Here is a 21,147-nt window from a genome sequence, read left to right on the forward strand (position 1 = left end):
GTGGGTGGGCGGGCGACAATGGGGCGATGGGGCAGCGGATCCTGACCGCCGGCGGGCCGGGTGGGGCGCGGATCGCCTACGCGGTCAGCGGGGACGGTCCGCCGCTGGTCTACGTCTCCGGCTGGCTCAGTCATCTGGAGCTGAGCTGGGCGCTGCCCGCCGAGCGCGGCTTCTACGAGGCGCTCTCCGACGGGCGGCGGCTGATCCGGTACGACAAGCCGGGCTGCGGCCTGTCCCCGGCGGCGGACGAGCCGTTCTCGTTCGGGCAGGAGCTCGACACGCTGCGGGCGGTCCTCGCGGCGGCCGGAATTGATCGGTTCGATCTGATCGGGATCTCCAGCGGGGCGGCGGTCGCGGCGGCGTGGGCGGCCGAGCACCCGGCGAGCGTGTCGCGGCTGATCCTCTACGGCGGGTGGGCCTTCGGGCCGGACGTGGCCGCCCCGGAGATCCAGACGCACGTGCTCGGGCTGGTCCGGCAGCACTGGGGACTCGCCTCCGACCTGCTCGGGAACGTGTTCGCGCCGGACGCGGACGCGGGCAGCCGGGCGGCGTTCACCCGCTACCAGCGGGAGGCGGCGAGCGCGGAGACCGCCGCGGCGATGCTGCTCACGGCGTACCGGACAGATGTTCTTGATCTTCTCGGCCGGATCGCGGCGCCGGCGCTGGTGGTGCACCGGGAGCGGGACCGGGCGGCGCCGGTGCGGGAGGGGCGGCGGCTCGCGGACGGGATCCCGGGCGCGCGGTTCGTGGTGCTTCCGGGGCGGTCGCACCTGCCGTACATCGGGGAGGTGGAACCGCTGGTCCGGGAGATCCGGCGGTTCCTCGGGCTGCCGGTGCGGCGGCGCGGGACGGTGCCGGCGCTGACCGCGCGGCAGCGGGAGGTGGCCGCGCTGATCGCGGCGGGCTGCACGAACCGGGAGATCGGCGCGCGGCTCGGCATCGCGGAACGGTCCGCGGAGGCCCACGTGGAGCGGATCCGGCTGCGGATGGACTTCCGGTCCCGCGCGCAGATCGCCGCCTGGTACGTGGCGACCGCCGGCCCGGAGTGAGCCGCCGGCCCGAACTGAGGTATTTCCCGGCCTGTCCGCCCGGTCCGCGGCCGCGACGATGGACCGATGATTGTTCTGGGGTACGCCGTTCTCGCCTATGCGGCTTTCCTGTCCAGCACGGCCTGGTCGATCTGGTTCCTGGCCGGTCCGATCGATGATCCGGCATCCCGGCCGGCCGGGATCAGCCTGGTGATCGACGGCGCGCTGCTGATGCTTTTCGCGGTGCAGCACACCGTGATGGCCCGCGCCGGATTCAAGAAGCGCTTGACCCGGCTGATTCCGGAGGCGGCCGAACGCAGCACCTTCGTCCTGGCCGCCAGCCTGACCCAGTTCGCCCTGCTGCTCTGGTGGCAGCCGGTCCCGCACGTGCTCTGGCAGGTCAGCGGTCTGCTGTGGGTGGTCTACGCGGCCGGCTGGGCGCTGGCGATCTGGTCCACCTACCTGATCGACCACGCCGACCTGGTCGGGTTGAAGCAGGCCTGGCGGCATCTGCGCGGCCAGGAATATCATCCGCCGGAATTCCGGGCGCCCTGGCTGTACCGGTGGTGCCGGCATCCGATGATGCTCGGTCTGGTGATCGCATTCTGGGCGACGCCGACAATGAGCGTCGGGCATCTTTTCTTCGCGCTCGCCGGAACCGGTTACATCCTGATCGGGATCAGATTCGAGGAACGGGATCTGCGGGCCCGGTTCGGCGCTGATTATCAGCAGTACGCGAAGCGAGTCCCGTCGATCGTGCCGGGGCCGATTCGGCGCTAGGATGGCGCGCGTGTCCGCGCCCCTCGACCGACACCGCGACCAGCGCCAGCAGCTCCTCGCCGGCGTGACCGAACGGCTGCGCCGGCTCGGTATCCCCGCCTCGTTCGGCCAGCTCACGCCCTACTACGACTTCTACGGCCAGATTCCCGACGGGCTCACCGGCCTGGTCGTCGACGAGCCGGTCGGCCCGGGCAGCATGCAGGTCACCGTGGTGGCCGCGCACCGCACGGGTGAATCTTCGACCGATCCGCACCTGTGGGTCCGCGAGGTCGACCTGGAGTACGACCTGGACGGTGACGTCTACTTCGAGGTGAGCACGCTCGACGACGCCGGTGACGGCAGCGCGGTGTGGGCGCCCCGGCAACTGGTCGGCAGCGAGGAGGGGGTGGTCGACGCGATCCGCCTCTGGCACGGGTACCGGGACATGCTGCGCGCCACCCCGCCGCCGCCGGACGCCCGGCGGTCCGGGCGCCGGGCGAAGCAGCTGGCCGCCCGGCACACGGCGGCCGGCGCGGCCCGGGTCCGGTTCGCGGTCGACGAGTCCGAGGTGCCGGTCGAGTTCCGGCCGGCCCTCGGCGCGCACCTGACCGATCTCGATCACGCCCAGCTCTGCTTTCAGTTCCCCCGCGACAAGACCGGGCGGTACAGCCGGAGCGCGGTGGTCGCGCTCAGCGGCTACGGCGTCGTGCTCGGCAAGCGCGGCCCGTGGCTGTCCGTCCGGGCGGCCGGCGACGAGCTGGTCCTCGGCGTCGAGGCGCTGATCGACGTGAACCAGGACCACCGGTGGGACCGGCTGCCCTGGCTGTGGCGGACGTCCGCGCGCGACACCGGCCCGGAGGAGCGGTGGCAGACGCCGTCGGCCGAGCACGTGCGCCCGATCGCCGACCTGCTGGAGCGCAACGCGCTGACCGACGCGCTCACGCTCTCCGGCGTCGAGGTCGACGGTGACCTGGCCGCCCTGCTGCTGGGGTACCCGATCAGCTACTCGTTCGCGCGGTACACCGAGACCTGGGTCCGGACCCTCTACGACCAGCTGGCCGGGTGCGCGCCGTGGCGGTTCGCCGCCGCGTTCCGGGCCTGGCAGGACGAGCGGCGCACGGCCGGGCGCACGCCGCAGCACGAGGTCGCGCTGTTCGGCCTGAAGGGGCTCAACCAGCAGTCGAAGCCGATGGTCGCGCTCACCGCCGAGGGCGGCGTGTCCCGCCTGACGATGATCTGGAGCGCGAGCAACGCCCGGCTGCCCCGGGCGCTGTGGGAGCTGCCGGCCGACCTCGGCTAGCGGATGACGGCCCGGCCGGGGCCGCTGGTCGCCTCGAACAGGGCGGTCGCGGTGCCGTCGGCGGTGGTCACCACCCAGACGTGGCCGGTGTAGGTCGGCTGCAGGTATTCCTGTCCCGGCTGCAGGTCCTGGTAGTGGACCCGCTTGTGGTCGTAGTCGAGCCACCACACGCTGACCGGGCCGGCCGTGGTGTTGACGAAGGCGACCGAGGTCGCGGCGCCGTCGGTCGCGTCCGCGGCGGTGGCCTCCGCGCTCGGCGGCAGGGGCGGCAGCTCCGCCCAGCCGGCCACCGGGGTGGGCGCCAGGGTGACCGAGACGACCGGGGCGGGCACGGCCGCGGACTCCGCCGACTCCGGGTCGCCGTCGCGGGTCATGGCGATCGCGAAGGAGATCACGAAGACCAGCACCGTCCCGCCCACGAACAGGAACACCCGGCGGCCCCGGTTCTTCGGGAGCTGCGGGTAGAACGCCGGCTGCGCGGGATAGAAGGGCTGCTGGTACGGGTTCGGCTGATAGGCCGGAACGACGGTGGGCTCGTAGGGGTCGGCCGGCTGGCTCACCGGCGGCTGGTACGCCTGCGGGACGTTCGGCAGCTCTTCGGTCACGGGATCACGGTAGTGACCACGCGCTCGTCTCAGGCCTCCGCTTTCCGGGCCCGGAAAGCGATCATGTTCATCCGGTTTCCACAGCGGACCGTGCAGAACCGCTTCGAGCCGTTGCGGGACAGGTCGATGAAGATGCCGGTGCAGTCGTCGGCGTCGCAGACCCGCAGGCGGCCCATCTCGTTCATCCGGATCACGTCGATCAGGGCGAGCGCGGCCTCGGCCCGGATCCGCTCGGCGAGCGGCGCGTCCGGCGCGGTCGCGTGGATGTGCCAGTCCGAGTCGTCGTGCCGGGTCAGGTACGGCAACGCGCGCGCCTCCCGGAGCATCCGGTTGACCACCTCGACGGCCTCGTCCCGGTCCAGCGTCCAGACCGCGCGGATCTGCTCGCGGGCCTGCCGCACCTCGCGCAGCTCGGCGGCGTCGTGGTCGAGGCGTCCCGAGTACGGGTTCGCCGCCAGCAGCGCGGCGAGCTGTTCGACGGTGGACAGCTCGTCGAGGCCGGAGCGGGACGCGCCGGCGGCGGTGTTGGCGAGGATCGCGGCGAACTCCAGCGCCTCCTCGGTGTCAGGGGCAAAAAGCAATTTGACTCCTCACTCAGGCGAGCCTAGCGTCAGGGACGTAACCAATTTAGTCCATGACGGAGGAGTCGCCGTGAAGCTCTCCCACCAGTCCACCGGGTTGGCCGCCGCGGTGATCTCCGCCGCCTCGTTCGGCACCTCCGGCGCGTTCATCAAGCCGCTGCTGGAGGCGGGCTGGTCGCCGGCCGCCGCGGTCACCGCCCGGGCGCTCACCGCCGGGCTCCTGCTGCTGCCGTTCGTGCTGCTCTCGCTGCGCGGCAACTGGGGCGCGCTGTGGCGCGGCCGGTGGCGGCTGTTCGGGATGGGCGTGATCGCGGTCGCGTTCACCCAGCTCACCTACTTCGCGGCGATCAGCCGGGTGCCGGTCTCCACGGCCCTGCTGGTGGAGTACCTGGCGCCGCTGCTGCTCGTGCTCTGGGCCTGGGCGGTCACCCGGCACCTGCCGCGGCCGGCCGTGCTGGTCGGCTCGGTGCTGGCGATCGGCGGGCTGGTCCTGGTGATCGGGCCGGGCGCGCTGCAGGCGGTGGACCCGGTCGGGCTCGCGCTGGCGTTCGCCGCCGCGATCGGCTGCGCGGTCTACTTCGTGGTCGCCGCCCGGCCCGCCGACGGGCTGCCGCCGGTCGCGCTGGCCGGGGTCGGGCTGCTGCTCGGCGGGGTGGTGCTGGGGCTGGCCGGGGCGGTCCGGGCGGTGCCGATGACCGCGACGTTCGGGGAGGTTCCGCTGCTCGGGGCGGTCGTGCCGTGGTGGGTGCCGCTGGGCGTGGTCGCGGTGTTCGGGACGGCCATCGCGTACGCCTCAGGGATTTTCGGGTCCGGACGGCTCGGCTCGCGCCTCGCGTCCTTCGTGGGCCTGCTCGAGGTGGTCTTCGCCTCGATCCTGGCCTGGATCGTGGTGGGGGAGCGGCTCACCCCGCTGCAGATGCTCGGCGGCGTGCTGATCCTGGCCGGCATCGCGTCGGTCCCGGCCGAGCCGCCGGTCGTGGTGGCCGAGCCCGAGGTCCCCGAGGTGCCCGAGGACGCGCGCCCACTGTTTGCCCACTGAGGTCTTCCTAGCCTGAAGCCGCTTTCGAGGCATCAAGGCTAGGGAGACCCAGAAGTGTCCATACCTGTCATCTTCATCCACGGCCTGTGGCTGCACGCGTCGTCGTGGGAGCCCTGGATCGAGCTGTTCACCGAGCGCGGCTACCGCGCCACCGCGCCCGGCTGGCCCGGGGACGCCGACACCGTCGAGGCGACCCGGGCGAACCCGGACGCCCTCGCCGGACACGGCATCGACGACGTCGTCGACCACTTCGCGAAGATCATCGAGGGCCTGGACCAGAAGCCGATCCTGATCGGCCACTCGTTCGGCGGCATGATCGCCCAGAAGCTGCTCGGCCTGGACCTGGGCGTGGCCGCGGTCGCCGTGGACGCCGCCCAGATCAAGGGCGTGCTGCCGCTGCCGCTGTCCACGCTGCGCTCGGGCTTCCCGGTGCTCGGCAACCCGGCGAACGCCAAGCGCGCGGTCTCGCTGACCCCGGAGCAGTTCCGGTACGCCTTCGGCAACGCGGTCTCCGAGCAGGAGTCCCGCGAGCTGTTCGACCGCTGGTCGATCCCGGCGCCGGGCAAGCCGCTGTTCGAGGCCGCGGCCGCGAACTTCAACCCGCACTCGCCGGCGAAGGTGGACACCGCCAACGAGTCGCGCGGCCCGCTGCTGCTGATGGCCGGCGGCAAAGACCACACCGTGCCCGAGGTGGTGGTGCGCTCGACGCTCAAGCAGTACCGGCACTCGCAGGCGGTGACCGACATCGTCGACTTCCCGGCCAAGGCGCACTCGCTGACCATCGACGCCGGCTGGCAAGAGGTCGCCGAGACCGCGCTGACCTGGCTGAAGGCGCAGGGCCTCTGATGCGCGCGATGACGAAGGTGATCGCCGCGGCAGTGGTCGCGGTGGTGGCGCTCAGCGGACCGGTGGTGGCCGACGCGCACGACCGGGGGACGGCCGACAGCCGCCTGCCGAAGGGCTTCACCGAGCAGAAGGTCCGGGTCGGCGACGTCGGCATCAACTACGTGCGCGGCGGCCACGGCCCGGTGCTCGTGCTGATCCACGGCTACCCGGAGACCTGGTTCGAGTGGCACAAGGTGATGCCGGAGCTGGCCGAGCACTACACGATCGTGGCGCCCGACCTGCGCGGCGCGGGCAAGAGTGACGCCCCGGCCGGTGGCTACGACAAGAAGACGATGGCCGCCGACATCCACGGGCTGCTGGTCAAGCTCGGGCTGAACAGGAACGTCCGGGTGGTCGGGCACGACATCGGCACGATGGTCGCCTACGCGTACGCCGCGGCGAACCCGACCGAGGTCAAGAAGCTGGTGCTGAGCGAGGCGCCGGTCCCGGACAAGTCGATCTACTCCTACCCGGCGCTGCCCGAGGTCGGCCGCGGCGTGTGGAACTTCGGGTTCTTCTCGCTCACCAACGGCCTGCCCGAGCAGATGGTCGACGGCAAGGAGGAGACCTGGGTCCGGCTCTTCACCGACCAGCTGATGGACGTCAAGGGCTCGATCGGCACCGACGACGTCAAGGTCTTCGCGAAGTACCTGAAGGACGACGCGCACCTGCGGGCCAGCTTCGAGTGGTTCCGCGCGTTCCCGAAGGACGTCAAGGACAACGAGGTCAACATCAAGACCCCGCTGCCGATGCCGGTCCTGGCGATCGGCGCCGACGGCAGCCTCGGGGCGAACATCGAGACCCAGGTCGATCAGTACGCGACGAACGTCCAGGGCAAGGTGATCAAGGGCTCCGGCCACTGGATCTACGAGGAGCACCCGGACGAGATGACCGGGATCCTGCTGACCTTCCTCGGCGGGGCGTCCTAGTGGATCTCCGACTCTCCGGCCGGACCGCGCTGGTCACCGGGGCCAGCAAGGGCATCGGGCTGGCGATCGTGCGGGCCCTGGCCGGCGAGGGCGTCCGCGTCGTCGCCGGCGCCCGGACCACCACCCCGGAGCTCGCCGCGCTGGCCGCCGAAGGGCTGGTGCACCCGGTCAACGCCGACCTGGGCACCGCCGAGGGCGCCGCCACCCTGGTCGAGCGGGCCGCGGCCGAGCTCGGCCGGCTGGACATCCTGGTCAACAACGTGGGCGGGGTCCGGCCCCGGGTCGGCGGGTTCCTCTCGGTCACCGACCAGGACTGGCTGGACTCGCTGACCATCAACCTGCTGGCCGCGGTCCGGGTCACCCGGGCCGCCCTGCCGCTGCTCCTGGAGCGCGGCGGGAACATCGTCACGATCAACTCGGTGAACTCGTCGCTGCCCGATCCGCTGGTGATCGACTACAGCGCGAGCAAGGCCGCGCTGGCGAACTTCTCCAAGTCGCTGTCGAAAGAGGTCGGCCCGCGCGGCATCCGGGTCAACACGATCAGTCCCGGACCGGTCGAGACCGACCTGTGGCTCGGGGCCGGCGGGGTCGCCGAGACCGTGGGCGCGGCCGGCGGCAGCTCGCCCGAGGACGTCGCCAAGGGCGCCGTCGGCGGCACCGCGACCGGGCGGTTCACCCGCCCCGACGAGGTGGCCGACCTGGTCCTGCTGCTGGCCGGGGATCGCGCCGGGAACGTCACGGGCGCCGACATCGTCATCGACGGCGGGTTGATCAGCACGCTGTGAGCGGGCTGCCGTCGTACCAAGGAAAGGTTTTGATCTTGAATCTCGACACGCTTCGGGCGACCGTCGCCGGACCCGTCCTGCTGCCCGGCGACCCCGGGTACGCGGACGAGCTGGCCACCTACAACCTGACCGTGGTGCACACCCCGGCCGTCGTCGTCGGCGCGCGGACCGCGGCGGACGTGCAGGCCGCGGTGCGGTACGCCGCCGGCGCGAACCTCCCGGTCGCGATCCTCGGCGCCGGGCACGGCAGCTCGGTCTCCGACGAGGGCGCGGTGCTGATCACCACCCGGCGGCTGACCGGGCTGGTGATCGACAAGGAAGCCCGGACCGCGCGGGTCGAGGCCGGCGTGCGGTGGGCCGAGTTCATCGAGGAGGCGAACAAGGCCGGGCTGGCCGGGCTGAACGGCTCATCGCCGACGGTGACCGTGGTCAGCTACACCCTCGGCGGCGGGCTCGGGCCGTTCGGCCGCAAGTACGGCTACGCCGCCGACCACGTCACCGCGCTGGACGTGGTCACCGCCGACGGCGAACTGCGGCACGTCACCGCGGCGAGCGAGCCGGACCTGTTCTGGGCGCTGCGCGGCGGCAAGGGCAACTTCGGCGTGGTGATCGCGATCGAGTTCACGCTCTTCCCGATCCCGGCGTTCTACGGTGGCGGGATCTTCTTCCCGGGCGAGCTCGCCGCCGACGTGCTGCACCTGTTCCAGGAGTGGACCCAGGACCTGCCCGAGGAGATGTCCGCCTCGGTGGGGCTGCTGCACCTGCCGCCGCTGCCGTTCGTGCCGGAGCCGCTGCGCGACCGGCTCGTGGCCCACCTGCGGATCACCTACCTGGGCAGCCCGTCCGAGGGGGCGGTGCTGGTGCAGCCGTTCCGGGAGCTGGGCACGCCGATCATCGACGCGGTGGGGATCCTGCCGTACGCGGCGATCGCCTCGGTGCACAACGACCCGGTCGAGCCGCTGCCGCTCTACGAGCACGGCGCGCTGCTGCGTGAGCTGCCGAAGGAGGCGGTCGACACGGTGCTCAAGTTCGCCGGGCCGGGGTCCGCGTCGCCGCTGGTGCTGGCCGAGATCCGGCACATGGGCGGGGCGCTGAGCCGGGCGCCGGAGGTGCCCAACGCGGTCGGCAACCGGGACGAGACGCTCTACAACGTGTTCCTGGTGGCGGCGGGCGGCCCGCCGGCCGCGGCCGCCCTGCACGGTTACGAGCAGGAGCTGATCGACGCGCTGGCGCCCTGGTCGACCGGCCGGCGGTACCTGAACTTCATGTTCGCCGGGGACGCCGCCCCGGGTGCCGCGGCGCTCGCCTTCGCGCCGGAGTCCTACGAGCGGCTGACCGGGATCAAGCGGCGCTTCGACCCGGCCAACCTGTTCCGGATCAACCACAACATCGCGCCGGCGGCCTGACCGGCCGTTATTCCCGGGCGAGCGCCTCGCGCAGCGCCGCCCGGGCGGTGATGCCCAGCTTCGGGAAGATCCGGTGCAGGTGGGTGCTGACCGTGCGGTGCGACACGTAGAGGCGCTGGCCGATCTCCCGGTTGGTCAGCCCGTCCGCCGCCAGCTGGGCGATCTGCAGCTCCTGCGGGGTGAGCCGGTCCAGCGCGTCCATCGCCCGGTGGGTGCTGGTCTCGCCGGAGGCGCGCAGCTCCTGCCGGGCGCGTTCGCTCCACGGGACGGCGCCCAGCGCGTCGAACGCCTCCCGGGCGGCGCGCAGCACCACCCGGGACTCGGCCCGGCGCCGGTGGCGGCGCAGCCAGCTGCCGTAGACCAGCTGGGCCCGGGCCCGGACGAACGGCCACCCGGCCAGCTCGGTGCCGAGGAAGTCGACCAGCGACTGCTCGGCGTCGTCGGCGCGGGCCAGCATCGCCCGGGCGTAGCCGAGCCCGACCCGCAACGCGGTGGTCGGCATCCGCTCGGCCACCCGTTCCAGGTCGGCCACGATCGCGACCACCTGCGGCCGGGCCGGCCCGCGGGCGGCGGCCTCGGCCAGGTCGCCGATCGCGTCCCAGCCGTGCAGCAGGTGGTACGCCGGATCGCCGGGCCGGAAGATCCGCAGCAGCGGCTCGACGGCCTCCCGGTGCCGCCCGGCGGCCAGCTCGGCGAGCCCGCGGGCATGCTGCACGGTGGCCAGCGCGGTGGCGGCGCGCAGCGGGGTGGCCAGCAGCTCGGCCTGCGCGGCGCACTCCTCGAACTCGCGCAACCGCCCGCGCAACGCCGCTACCTGCGCGTTCTGCGCCCAGCCGAGCGCCTCGACCGGCGGCACCGAGGTCTCCCGGGACAGCCGGATGGTCTCCTCCACGGCCGGGACCGCGATGCTCAGGTTCATCAGGTTCACCGCCGCGCGGCCCTGCACCGCCAATGCCCGGGCGAGCAGGCCCAGCCGGCCCTGACCGCGCAGGTGGGCCAGCGCCGGGGCGGCGAAGGCCAGGCACAGCTCGAACTCGCCGATCGCGTTCGCGCTGGTGGCCAGCGCCCGGTAGGACGACTCGTCGGTGACCCCGGCGGCCGCCCAGCCGCGCAGCCGGTCCAGCACCTCGGCGCCGCAGGCCACCGGATGGGCGAACGCGAGCACCAGCAGCAGCCGCGGGTCGTCGGCGGCCACGTCGATCCGGCGGGCGGCGGCCACCACCGAGTCCCGGATCTCGCTGCCCGGCTCGGTGTACGCGCAGGCCAGCCCGACCGCGTAGAGCAGGTCCAAGGCCAGGTCGGTCTCGCCTCGGGCGATCGCGTCCCGCGCGAACACGACCAGCGTCCGGACCCCCGGAAGGCTCTCCGCCAGGTGATTGTCGAACCGGCCGCGCACCCAGGCGGTCCGGGCCTGCTGGGCCGGGCTGATCTCGGCCGGCCCGATCAGCCCGAGCAGCCGGTCCACCTCGTCGCGCCGGCCCAGCTCGGTGGCCCAGGCCGCCGCGCGCAGCAGGCGTTCCACCCGGGCCGGCTGGTCGGTGCTCAGCCGGGCGGCCAGTTCCAGGGCGCGGACCGCGCCGGCCACCGCGCCGCGCCGCTGGGCCTGCTGGGCGGAGTCGTCCAGGTCCGCGGCGATCCGCTCGTCCGGGCCCTCGCTGGCCGCGGCCCGGTGCCACAGCCGCCGCTCGGCCCGGTCGCCGATCACCCGGGCCAGGGCGGTGTGCACGGCCAGCCGCCGGACCCCGTCGATCCGGTGCCGGATCGCGGACCGGATCAGCGGGTGCCGGAACCGCAGCCGGCCCTCGTCGACGGTGACCAGCCGGGCGTCGATCGCCGGCTGCAGGACGGCGGCGGCGACCGGGCGCCCGGCGAGCAGCCCGGCCGCGGCCAGCGTCTCGGCCAGGCCGTCGCCGTCGTTGAGCGCGGCCACCTCCAGCGCGGTCACGGTCACCGGGGCCAGGTCACCGAGCCGGCCGGCGAACGCCCGCTCCAGGCGGTCGGTCAGCGGCAGCCGGTCGCCGTCCGGGTCGAGCGGCAACTCGGCCAGGGCCAGCGGGTTGCCCTCGGCGGTGGCCAGCACCCGGGCCCGGACGGCCGGCGCCAGGTCCGGCGCCCGCGCGTCGAGCACCTCCTCGGCCGACTCCGGGTCGAGCGGCCACAGGTCCAGCACCGGCAGGCCGGCGCCGTCCAGGGCGGTCTCGAAGCCGTCCCGGGCCGCGGCGACCAGGCCGATCGGCTCGGCGGCGATCCGGCGGGCGACGAAGGCCAGCACCGCGCCGCTGGCCGGGTCCAGCCAGTGCGCGTCGTCGACGGTGACCAGCACCGGCGCCCGGCCGCTCGCCTCGGCGAGCAGGTTCAGCGAGGCCAGGGCGATCAGGAACGGCTCCGGCGGTGGGGCCTCGGCCAGCCCGAACGCGGTCAGGATCGCGGTCCGCTGCGGGACCGGCAGCGCCCCGGCCAGCCCGAGCAGCGGCGCGAGCAGCTGGTGCAGGCCGGCGAAGTCGAGATGGCTCTCCGCCTCGACGCCGGTGGTGGTCAGGACCCGCAGGCCGGCGCGCCGGGCGTCGGCGGCGGCCCGGTGCAGCAGGGCGGACTTGCCGATGCCGGCCTCACCGCGGACGATCAGCGCGGCGCCGCCGCCGGCCAGGCCGCCGAGCAGGGCGGTGATCCTGCGGATCTCGTCCGAGCGCCCGGACAGACTCGCCATCGGGGCGTCTCACCTCGGTCCGGTTAGTCAGCGGGCCGATCATACGGGCCGCAGCGCGCGTTCGGCGCGGGCCAGCCACGGGTGTGCGCCGGATCGCTCGAACACCGCTGCGGCGCTGGTCAGGACGGGTCGGGCGGCGGCGTCGCGGCTGTGGCGGTGCAGCCATTCGCCGTACAGCAGGTGGGTCCTCGCGGTCTGCAGCGGATACTCGCCGGCTACCGCGAGGCGGAAGTTGGCCTCCGGATCCTCGCCCAGGACGGCGCGGGCGCGGTGGGCCAGCGCCCGGATCAGCGGCGAGCCGGTCGCCTCGGCCAGCCGCCCGGCGTCGTCGACGGCGGCCCGCACCGCGTCGGCGTGCCCGGTGCCGGCCGCGGCCTCGGCCAGGTCCGCGATCGCCGCCATCGCGACGTCGGCCTGCACCGCGGTGCCGCACAGCGCCTCGTACGCCGCCGGCAGATCGCCCCCGGCCAGCGCGGACAGCCCGATCGCCCAGGCGCGCAGCGCGTCGATGTCGCCCCGGATCGGATCCGCGGCGGTGACCGGCCGGCCCTGCCAGGCGTGCGTGTGGGCGATGACCGCCTCGGCGAGCCCGGCGGCGATCGCCAGGTCACCGTCGCGGGCCGCGTCGCGCACCCGCTCGGCCTCGGCGAGCGCCTCGTCGAGGCGGCCCCGGACCCCGAGGGTGAAGGCCACCTCGGCCCGGACGGCGACCGAGTCGGCCAGGTAGCCACGCTCCCGGAACCCCTCGGCGGCGGCGGTGAAGAACCGGGCGGCCAGCGGCCAGTCCTGCAGGGCCTGCGCGGCGCTGCCCAGACCCGACCGGAAGGCCACCGGGAGCTGGTCCAGGCCGGCGGCGTACGCGTGCACCAGCGGCAGCACGGCCGGGGCGTGCCGCTCGGGCGCCAGCACACACAGCGAGATCGCGACCCGCGGATCGGTGGCCGGCACGCCCAGCTCGGCGAGCGCCCGGCCGATCCGGTCCCGCGCCGCCTGCGGGGTGGCCCGGCGCCGGCTCAGGTAGGCGGCCGCGCCCAGCAGCTGCAGGGCCATGTCGAGATGGCCCTCGGCGGCGGTGGCGCGGCCCTGGTCGTACAGCTCCTCGGGGGTGCAGGCCCGGATGCCGGAGTTGAGGTCGATGCCGAGCCGGATCACCGCCAGGTCGCCCCGGACCAGCGTGTCGGTGGCCACCTCGCCGGCCCGGTCGGCGAGCCGCCGGGACTCGGTGGCCATCCCGGCCAGGCGCGCCGCCTCGGACGCGAGGATCAGCCGCCGGGCCTGCCCGTCGGGGTCGCGGGTGAGGGCGGCGGCCCGTTCCAGCGCGCGCATCGCGGCGCCGTGCAGGCCGCGCAGGCGGTCGCCGGCGGCGGCGTCCTCCAGCTCCTGGGCGACGGTGTCGTCGTACCCGATGGTCGCCGCGGCCCGGTGCCAGGCCGCCTGGGACGGCTGGCCCCGCTCGGTCAGCGTCTCGGCCAGCGCCTCGTGGGTGCGGACCCGCCGGTGCAGGCCGGCCGCCTGGTAGACCGCCGACCGGATCAGCGGGTGCCGGAAGGTCACCGACCCACCGGTCAGGGCGACCAGGCCGGACCGCTCGGCCTCGGCCAGCGCGCCGAGGTCGAGGCCCAGCCGGCCGGCCGCGCCGGTCAGCTCCGGGATCGACGAGGTGTTGGCGGCGGCGGTCAGCAGCAGCAGATCCTGGGCGGCCGGGGAGAGCGCGGCGAGCTGCGCGGCGTACCCACGTTCCAGCCGGGCGCGCAGCGACGTGCCGCCCGCGTCGGGCCGGCCGCTGGCCGCCTCGCGGGCCAGCTCGATCAGGGCGAGCGGGTTGCCCTCGGCCTCGTCGAGCACCTGCCGCAGCGCGTGGCCCGGGATGTCCGGGTGCCGCCGGGACACCAGGGCGCGGGCGTCGGTGTCGCTCAGCCGGTCCAGGACGATCTCGTCGAGCCCGATCGGGTCCAGCGCGGTCGCCCCGTCCGGGCGCCGGCCCACCACCATCACGATCGGCGCGGCCGACACCCGCTGCACCAGGAAGGCGATCATGCTGAGCGTCGGCTGATCCATCCAGTGCGCGTCGTCCAGCACGATCATCAGCGGCTGTTCGGCGGCGAGCGCGGTCAGCAGGCCGATCACCGCGGCGGAGAGCCGCAGCCGGTCCACCTCGACCCGGGGGCCGAGGCCGAACACGCTGAACAGCACGTCACGGTCCTCGACCGGCAGGATCTCGGCCCGGTCGATGATCAGCCGGAACAGCTCGTGCAGCCCGGCCAGGCCGATCTGCGTCTCGCCCTCGACGCCGGAGCAGGTCAGGACCCGGAAGCCGGCGGTCCGGGCGACGTCGGCGCCCGCCCCGATCAGGGTGGATTTGCCGACGCCGGTCTCGCCGGTGATCAGGATCGCGCCGCCGCCCGCGGGCGCCCGGCCGATCAGCCCGGCGAGGCGGGACAGGGGCTCCGCGCGGCCGATCATCTCGTGCACCATCGAACCGTAGGGCCGATGGGAGCGCGCCCGCGTACGTCACCTGACGGACGACGACGCGATCATTCAGGGTCAAAAACCTTAAAACCGACAAATCTTGCTTGGGTACGACATGAGCCGCGCCGACCGCAGATTCCGCGCCCGCCCCGGCGCCCGTCGGACCGCGCCCGTGGTGGCGGCGATCTCCGGGCGGAGATTTTGTGGCCGCAGCACCGGAGCGAGGGTGGCGCCGACCTCCGGGTCGCGGTCTCGTGGCCGCAGCACCGCGTCGCGGGCCGCGTCCACCTCCGGACCGGGGGAGATGCCCAGCTCGTCGGCGAGGCGCCGGCGCAGGGTCTGATAGGTCTGCAGCGCCCGCGCCTGCTGCCCGGCCGCCGCCAGCAGCCGGATCAGCCGCCCGTGCAGCGGCTCGTCGAACGGCGCCCGCCCGGCCGCCTGCTCCACCACGTCGGCCAGCTCGCTCGCGCCCCCGGCGGCCAGGGCCGCGTCGGCGGCGTCCCGGGCCACGGTGGACAGCTCCTGGCCGAGCCGGGTGAAGACGGCGTCGCCGCGCACCCGCGGGTCGAGCCCCTCGCCGCCGGCGCCGGCCCACAACCGCAGCGCCTCCCGGTAGCGCGCGACCGCGACCCGGCCGCCGGCGGCCCGGGCCTGGCCCACCAGCGCGCGGAACCGCAGCAGGTCGAGACTGTCGCCGCCGACGTCGAGCCGGTAGCCGCCGGACGACCGGATCAGCCAGCCGCCGATGTGCCGGGCCGGCAGCTCCGGTTCGAGCGTGCGGCGCAGCAGGCCGACGTTGCGGTGGATCGCGTTCACCGCGGTCGCCGGTGGATCCTCGCCCCACAGCGTGTCCACCAGCTGCGCCACGCTGACCGTCTGGCCGCCGTGCGCCAGCAGCAGCGCGATCAGCGCCCGGGCCTGCGGCGCGCCCAGGTCCACCTCGTGGTCGCCGTGCCAGGCGCGGACCGGCCCGAGCACGGTGAACCGGATCGGTCGCCGGTCCCGTCGTTGTGTCAAGACTTCTTGTGGTGTCAAGACTTCCCCCCTCGTACCGCTCCGAGTCTTCGCAGCGGCCGTGAGCAGGGCATCGGTCAGGTGACTGCGGTATGGGGGGACCGGGGCGCCGATGACTTAGGACATCCGGCGATAGGGTCTGCGGATGCACGGTCGGGGGCGGGAACAGGCGGTACTGCGCGGGCTGCTGGCGCAGGCCGGTCAGCGCGGCAGTGCCCTGATCATCCGGGGCCCCGCCGGGATCGGCAAGTCGACGCTGGTCGACGACGCGCGGGCGACCGCGCTGGCGTCCGGGTTCCGGGTGCTGACCTGCGCCGGCGTGCAGCGGGAGAGCAGCTCCGGGCTGGCCGGTCTGCAGCAGCTGCTGCACGTCGTGGTGGACCGGGCCGACCAGCTGCCGGACCGGCAGCGCGCCGCCCTGCACAGCGTGTTCGGCCTCGGCCCGGGCACCTCGCCGGACCCGCTGGTGCTCGCGGTGGCGGTGCTGGCCCTGCTCGAGGACCTCGCCCAGGAGCAGCCCCTGCTGCTGATCGTCGAGGACGTGCAGTGGCTGGACGAGCCGACCGCGAACCTGATCGGCTTCGTCGGCCGCCGGCTGCGCGACTCGGCGATCGTCATGCTGCTGACCCGCCGCTCCGAGGCCGGCGACCCGGGCACCGATCCGGGCCTGCCCGAGGTGGTGCTCGACCGGCTGACCGACGGCGACGCCATCGCCCTGCTCGCCGAGCTCGACCCGGGGATGCGCCGCGAGGTCCGGGACCGGATCCTGGACGAGGCCGAGGGCAACCCGCTGGCCCTGGTCGAACTGTCCCGCGGCCTGATCGAACGCGGCCTGCACGACGCCGGCGGCCTGCCCACCCGGCTGCCGCTGAGCGCCCGCCTGGAGAACGTCTTCGCCGACCAGGTGGCCCGGCTGTCGCTGCCGGCGCAGGACCTGCTGCTGCTCGCCGCGGCCGGTACCGGGGTCACCCTGACCGAGCTCGGCAAGGCCGCCCGGGAGCTCGGCATCGACGAGCCCGAGCAGCGACTGCGCGAGGCCGAGCGGGCCGAGCTGGTCCGCCCGGCCGGCGACGAGCTGTCGTTCCGGCACCCGCTGATCCGCTCGGCCATCCACGGCGCGGCCTCGTTCCCCCGCCGGATCGCCGCGCACCGGGCGCTCGCCGAGGTGTTCGCCGGTGATCCGGAACGGTCGGCGTGGCACCGCTCGGCCGGGACCGTCGGCCGCGACGAGCTCGTCGCCCGGGACCTGGAGACCGCCGCCGAGCTGGCCCGGACCCGGGGCGCGCTGGGCGGCGCGATGCGCTACCTGGAACGGGCCGCCGAGCTGTCGCCGGACCCGGGGCAGACGGCCCGCCGGCTGGCCCGGGCGGCCGACGCGGCCCGGCAGAGCGGCCTGCCCGACGCCGCGCTGCGCCTGATCGCCGCGGCCAAGAAGCACGCCGATCCGCTGGTGGTGGCCGACCTGGCGGTCACCGAGTCGTTCCTGGCGATCACCACCGGCGCCGGCGGGCTGGACATCGGCGGGCTGCTGGAGAGCGCCGAGCGGGCCGCGCCGGTGGACCGGGACACCGCGGCCAGCCTGCTGATGTTCGCGGCGATCCGGTGCCGCCAGGAGGCGCCCGGGTCGGCCACCGCCGGCCACGTCCTCGACCGGGTCCGGGAGCTGCTGCCCGGCGACGACCCGCGGGTCACCATGGCGACCGCCTACCTCGCGCCCACCCGGGACGCCGAGCGGCTGGTCACCGCCGTCCGGGCGGCGACCCGGCACCTGGCGGTGCTGCCGGCCGCGGCGGCCACCGGCCTGGCGATGGCCGCGGAGCAGCTCTACGACTGGCCCCTGGCCGGCTCCTGCTGGGCGGTCGGCGCCGAGGGGCACCGGCGGGCCGGCACCCTCACCGACCTGGCCGGCGTGCAGGTCCAGCAGGCCCGCAACCTGCTGGTGCGCGGGCGGCTGGCCGAGGCTGTGGTGGTCGCCGACGAGGCCCGGCGGCTCGGGACCGACCGGGGCCTGCCGCTGGTCGTCGCGGCCGTCGACGTCCTCGACGCGCAGCTCGCGGCCTGGCGCCAGGCCGACGGGCCGGTCCCCGTCACGGTCCCGGAGAACCGGGTGGACCTGCGCTTCCACCTCGGCTGGGCGCACGGGCTGGCGGCGCTCGCCGCGGGCCGGCCCGCGGACGCGCTGGGCGAGCTGATCGAGGCGGCCGGGCATCCCGACCTCGGCCCGCTGGCGGTGGCCGACCTGGCCGAGGCGGGGGTGCGAGCCGGCGCCGCCGACCGGGTCGCGCCGGTGGTGGCCGCGATCGAGGAGCGGACCCGGGCGTTCGACTCCCGCCTGCTGCGCGGCCTGACCGAGCGGGCCCGGGGCCTGCTCGCCGGGGACGACGACCGGGCCGAGGAGCACTTCCGGGCCGCGCTCGGCCTGACCGGGGCGGCCGGTCCCGGCGGGCCCGAGGCGGCCGGCGAGTTCCCGCTGCAGGTGGCGCGCACCCGGCTGGTCTACGGCGAGTGGCTGCGCCGGCAGCGCCGGACCGCCGACGCGCGCGCCGAGCTGGCCGTCGCGGCGACCACGTTCGAGCACGCCGGGGCACATCCGTGGGCGGCCCGGGCGCAGGCCGAGCTGCGATCCGCCGGGGTCGCCGTCGACTCGGCGGCGGCGCTCACCGGCGCCGCCCTGCTCACCGCCCAGGAGCTGCAGATCGCCCGGCTCGCGGCGGGCGGCCTGACCAACAAGGAGATCGCCGACCAGCTGTTCCTGTCGCACCGTACGGTCGGGGCGCATCTCTACCGGATCTTCCCGAAGCTGGGTATCACCAGCCGGGCGGCGCTCACCGGCCTGCTCGGCGACCTCGCCTGATTCGGTACGGTCCATGCCGTGATCGGTCGTGAACGGGAACTCGCCGCACTGCTGGAGCTGTTGTCCGAGGCCCGGGCCGGCCGGGCCGCCGCCGTGGTGCTGCGCGGCGAGGCCGGCATCGGCAAGTCCACCCTGCTCGCCGCGCTGGAGCGGGCCGCCGCCGACACCGGCTTCCAGGCGCTGACCTGCGCCGGCGTGCAGAGCGAGGCGTCGATCGGGATGGCCGGCCTGCACCAGCTGCTGCACGGCGCGTTCGACCGGGTCACCGCCCTGCCCCCGCAGCAGCGCGACGCCCTGCGCAGCGCGTTCGGGATCGGCCCGGACGTGTCGCCGGACCGGCTGGTGCTGTCGGTGGCGGTGCTGAGCCTGCTGGAGGACCTGGCCGGGGACCGGCCGCTGCTGCTGGTGCTGGAGGACGTGCAGTGGCTCGACGAGCCGAGCCTCGGCATGATCGCGTTCGTCGCCCGCCGGCTGCGGGACGTGCCGGTCCTGATCGTCGCCACCTGTCGCGCCGAGCCGCCCGGCCCGCTCGGCACGCTGCGCCTGCCGGAGATGGTGCTGGACCGGCTGCCGGACGCGGCCGCGGCCCAGGTGCTCGGCGCGGCGAACCCGGCGCTCGGTTCGCGGGCCCGGGCGCTGGTGCTCGACGAGGCCGAGGGCAATCCGCTGGCCCTGATCGAGCTGGCCCGGGGCCTGGCCGGGCGCGACCCGGCCGAGGTGAGCGGGGTGCATCCCCGGCTGCCGCTGTCCGCGCGGCTCGAGCGGGTCTTCGCCGGGCAGGTCGCCGCCCTGCCCGGGCCGGCCCAGGACGTGCTGCTGATCGCCGCGGCGATCACCGGCTCGCGGCTGGACGAGCTGGCCGCGGTGGCCGAGCGGCTGGGCCTCGGCCTGGCCGACCTGGCGCCCGCCGAGGAGGCCGGCCTGGTCCGGGCGGACGAGGCCGAGCTGCGGTTCCGGCACCCGCTGGTCCGCTCGGCGGTGTACGAGGCGGCCGCCCGGGACCGGCGGGTCGCCGTCCACGAGGCCGTCGCCGACGTGCTCACCGCCGGTGGGGACCAGCCCGGCGCCGCCTGGCATCGCGCCGCCGCCACCACCGGGGCCGACGAGGCGGTCGCCGCGGATCTCGAGCAAGCGGCCGCGACCCTGACCACCCGGGGCGACACCGGCGCCGCGGCCCGCTCCTGGGCGCGCGCCGCCGACCTGTCGGCCACCGACGCGGACCGGGCCCGCCGGTTCGCCCACGCCGCCGAGACCGGCCGGATGGCGGGGCTCAACGCGGCCGCGGCTCGGCTGGCCGCCGCCGCGATCCAGACCTCGGACGACCCGGTCGTGCTGGCCCGGGCGGCCCTCGCCGAGGAGGTCATCGGCATGATCACCGGGGTGGTCAACCGCGATCCGCTGCAGGTGGGCTCGATCGCCCGGCGGGCCGCGGCGGGCGCGACCGCCGAGCGGCCCGAGGGTGCGTACCTGGCGCTGGCCCTGCTGTTCAGCACCGCGATGTACTGCGCCGCCTACGGCGTCGGGCCGGACGTGCGCCGGCGGATCGTCGAGGACGTGCGGGCGGTGGCCGGCCCGGTGGCGAGCCAGATCTCGATCGGCGCTCTCGCCCTGCTCGACCCGGTGGCGTACGGCGAGGCCGCCCTGACGCACCTGCGCGAGATCCCCGCGACGTCCAGCCCGACCCTGGTGCTGAGCCTGGCCCTGGCCGCCGAGCCGGCCCACGACTGGGTGCTCGCCGCCCGGCACATCGCCACCGGCCGGGAGCGGGCCCGGGAGATGCGCGCGGTCGGTGACCTGACCACCGGCGGCGTCCTGCTCGGCCGGGCGCTCGCCGTGCAGGGCCGGCTCACCGAGGCGCTGGCCGCCGCCGAGGAGGGCAACCGCCTCGCCGCCGACCTCGGTGAGCACTTCCTGAACGCGCTGGGCGAGTCGATCGTCGCGAACGTCCACGCGTGGCGCGGCGAGACCGAGGAGCTCGCGGCGGCGCTGGCCCGCAGCCGGGCGCTGGGCACCCCGATCCGGGTGGACATGACCGTGTGGCAGCGCTGGAGCCAGGGTCTGGCCGAGCTCGGCGCGGGCCGGCACTGGCACGCGTACATCGAGCTGACCGCGGCCTGCGAGATCCCGAACCTGGGGCTGCTGGCGATCGCCGATCTGGCCGAGGCGGCCTGCCGGGCCGGCTACGCGCGGCCGTTCGCCGAACGTCTCGCGGAGGCCCGGGAGCAGACCGCCTCGTTCTCCAGCCCGCTGCTGCGGTCGTTGCTGCTGCGCGCGGAGGGGCTGCTGGCCGAGGACGACGGCGAGCCGTGCTTCCGCGACGCGCTCGCGGTCCCGGGGGCGGCCGACTATCCGCTGCAGATCGCCCGGACCCGGCTGGTCTACGGCGAGTGGCTGCGCCGGCAGCGCCGGATCAACGAGGCCCGGGCCGAGCTGGCCGCCGCGGCCGACGCGTTCCGGGCGGCCGGCGCCCGGCCGTGGCTGGCCCGGGCCGACGCCGAGGCGCGCGCCGCCGGGGTGGCCGTGCCGGAGACCGCGGACCTGCCCCGCGGCGCCGCGCTGACCGCGCAGGAGCTGCAGATCGCCCGGCTCGCCGCCGAGGGCCGGACCAACAAGGAGATCGCCGACCACCTGTTCCTGTCGCACCGCACGGTCGGCGCCCATCTGTACCGGGTCTACCCGAAGCTCGGCATCAGCGGCCGCGGCGCGCTGCGCGAGGCGATCGCCGGGCTCGGCTGACGCCCACTGTTTCTCCACAAACGGCCCCCTACGGTCGCCGCCAGGCGAGG

Annotated in this window: 15 protein-coding genes; 10 read left to right on the forward strand and 5 right to left on the reverse strand. The window is 75.1% G+C overall.

What is annotated here, in order from left to right; translation table 11 throughout:
* The first annotated feature begins 26 nt into the window (after window positions 1-26).
* The 3 genes from L3i22_RS17145 to L3i22_RS17155 all read left to right on the forward strand — a co-directional run bounded on the left by L3i22_RS17145 (window position 27) and on the right by L3i22_RS17155 (window position 3,087).
* Window positions 27-1,049, forward strand: coding sequence for an alpha/beta fold hydrolase (locus L3i22_RS17145; protein WP_221327965.1), 1,023 nt, complete (start codon window positions 27-29; stop codon window positions 1,047-1,049).
* 66 nt (window positions 1,050-1,115) lie between these two features.
* Entirely contained in the window at window positions 1,116-1,808 is a 693-nt protein-coding gene (locus L3i22_RS17150) for an isoprenylcysteine carboxylmethyltransferase family protein (RefSeq protein ID WP_221327966.1), read from the forward strand.
* A gap of 10 nt (window positions 1,809-1,818) precedes the next feature.
* Window positions 1,819-3,087, forward strand: a complete 1,269-nt coding sequence (locus tag L3i22_RS17155) for a hypothetical protein (protein ID WP_221327967.1) — start codon at window positions 1,819-1,821, stop codon at window positions 3,085-3,087.
* Here the strand turns inward: L3i22_RS17155 and L3i22_RS53530 are convergent.
* Window positions 3,084-3,692: a hypothetical protein gene (locus L3i22_RS53530; protein ID WP_255658319.1), complete on the reverse strand. Its 609-nt coding sequence runs from the start codon at window positions 3,690-3,692 to the stop codon at window positions 3,084-3,086. The genes L3i22_RS17155 and L3i22_RS53530 overlap by 4 nt on opposite strands.
* 29 nt (window positions 3,693-3,721) lie before the next feature.
* Window positions 3,722-4,273, reverse strand: a complete 552-nt coding sequence (locus L3i22_RS17165) for a CGNR zinc finger domain-containing protein (protein WP_221327968.1) — start codon at window positions 4,271-4,273, stop codon at window positions 3,722-3,724.
* 70 nt (window positions 4,274-4,343) lie between these two features.
* Here L3i22_RS17165 and L3i22_RS17170 point away from each other — a divergent pair, with 70 nt between their 5' ends.
* The 5 genes from L3i22_RS17170 to L3i22_RS17190 are packed head-to-tail and all read left to right on the forward strand — an operon-like array spanning window position 4,344 to window position 9,317.
* A complete protein-coding gene (locus tag L3i22_RS17170; RefSeq protein WP_221327969.1) occupies window positions 4,344-5,312 on the forward strand; it encodes a DMT family transporter in 969 nt (322 codons plus the stop codon).
* 54 nt (window positions 5,313-5,366) lie between these two features.
* Entirely contained in the window at window positions 5,367-6,158 is a 792-nt protein-coding gene (locus tag L3i22_RS17175) for an alpha/beta hydrolase (protein WP_221327970.1), read from the forward strand.
* Between the two features lie 8 nt (window positions 6,159-6,166).
* The gene (locus tag L3i22_RS17180) at window positions 6,167-7,126 is read left to right on the forward strand and encodes an alpha/beta fold hydrolase (RefSeq protein WP_221327971.1); all 960 of its coding nucleotides are present in this window, start codon (window positions 6,167-6,169) and stop codon (window positions 7,124-7,126) included.
* A complete protein-coding gene (locus tag L3i22_RS17185) occupies window positions 7,126-7,911 on the forward strand; it encodes an oxidoreductase (RefSeq protein ID WP_221327972.1) in 786 nt (261 codons plus the stop codon). The genes L3i22_RS17180 and L3i22_RS17185 overlap by 1 nt, the downstream gene beginning before the upstream one ends.
* 35 nt (window positions 7,912-7,946) lie before the next feature.
* The gene (locus L3i22_RS17190) at window positions 7,947-9,317 is read left to right on the forward strand and encodes an FAD-binding oxidoreductase (protein ID WP_221327973.1); all 1,371 of its coding nucleotides are present in this window, start codon (window positions 7,947-7,949) and stop codon (window positions 9,315-9,317) included.
* Between the two features lie 7 nt (window positions 9,318-9,324).
* On the opposite strand, the gene L3i22_RS17195 is transcribed toward L3i22_RS17190, so the two are convergent.
* The 3 genes from L3i22_RS17195 to L3i22_RS17205 all read right to left on the reverse strand — a co-directional run bounded on the left by L3i22_RS17195 (window position 9,325) and on the right by L3i22_RS17205 (window position 15,510).
* Complete coding sequence (locus L3i22_RS17195; RefSeq protein ID WP_221327974.1) at window positions 9,325-12,024, reverse strand: AAA family ATPase; 2,700 nt, start codon at window positions 12,022-12,024, stop codon at window positions 9,325-9,327.
* A gap of 39 nt (window positions 12,025-12,063) precedes the next feature.
* A complete protein-coding gene (locus L3i22_RS17200) occupies window positions 12,064-14,487 on the reverse strand; it encodes an AAA family ATPase (RefSeq protein WP_255658682.1) in 2,424 nt (807 codons plus the stop codon).
* A gap of 90 nt (window positions 14,488-14,577) precedes the next feature.
* On the reverse strand, window positions 14,578-15,510 hold the full coding sequence (locus tag L3i22_RS17205; protein ID WP_221327976.1) for a BTAD domain-containing putative transcriptional regulator: 933 nt from the start codon (window positions 15,508-15,510) through the stop codon (window positions 14,578-14,580).
* Between the two features lie 142 nt (window positions 15,511-15,652).
* On the opposite strand from L3i22_RS17205, the gene L3i22_RS17210 reads away from it, so the two are divergent.
* Together L3i22_RS17210 and L3i22_RS17215 are read left to right on the forward strand one after the other, a co-directional pair.
* The gene (locus L3i22_RS17210; RefSeq protein WP_221327977.1) at window positions 15,653-18,361 is read left to right on the forward strand and encodes an AAA family ATPase; all 2,709 of its coding nucleotides are present in this window, start codon (window positions 15,653-15,655) and stop codon (window positions 18,359-18,361) included.
* Between the two features lie 18 nt (window positions 18,362-18,379).
* Window positions 18,380-21,097, forward strand: coding sequence for a LuxR family transcriptional regulator (locus L3i22_RS17215; protein WP_221327978.1), 2,718 nt, complete (start codon window positions 18,380-18,382; stop codon window positions 21,095-21,097).
* Window positions 21,098-21,147: the final 50 nt, after the last annotated feature.

The organism is Actinoplanes sp. L3-i22 (assembly GCF_019704555.1).
Taxonomy (GTDB): Bacteria; Actinomycetota; Actinomycetes; order Mycobacteriales; family Micromonosporaceae; genus Actinoplanes.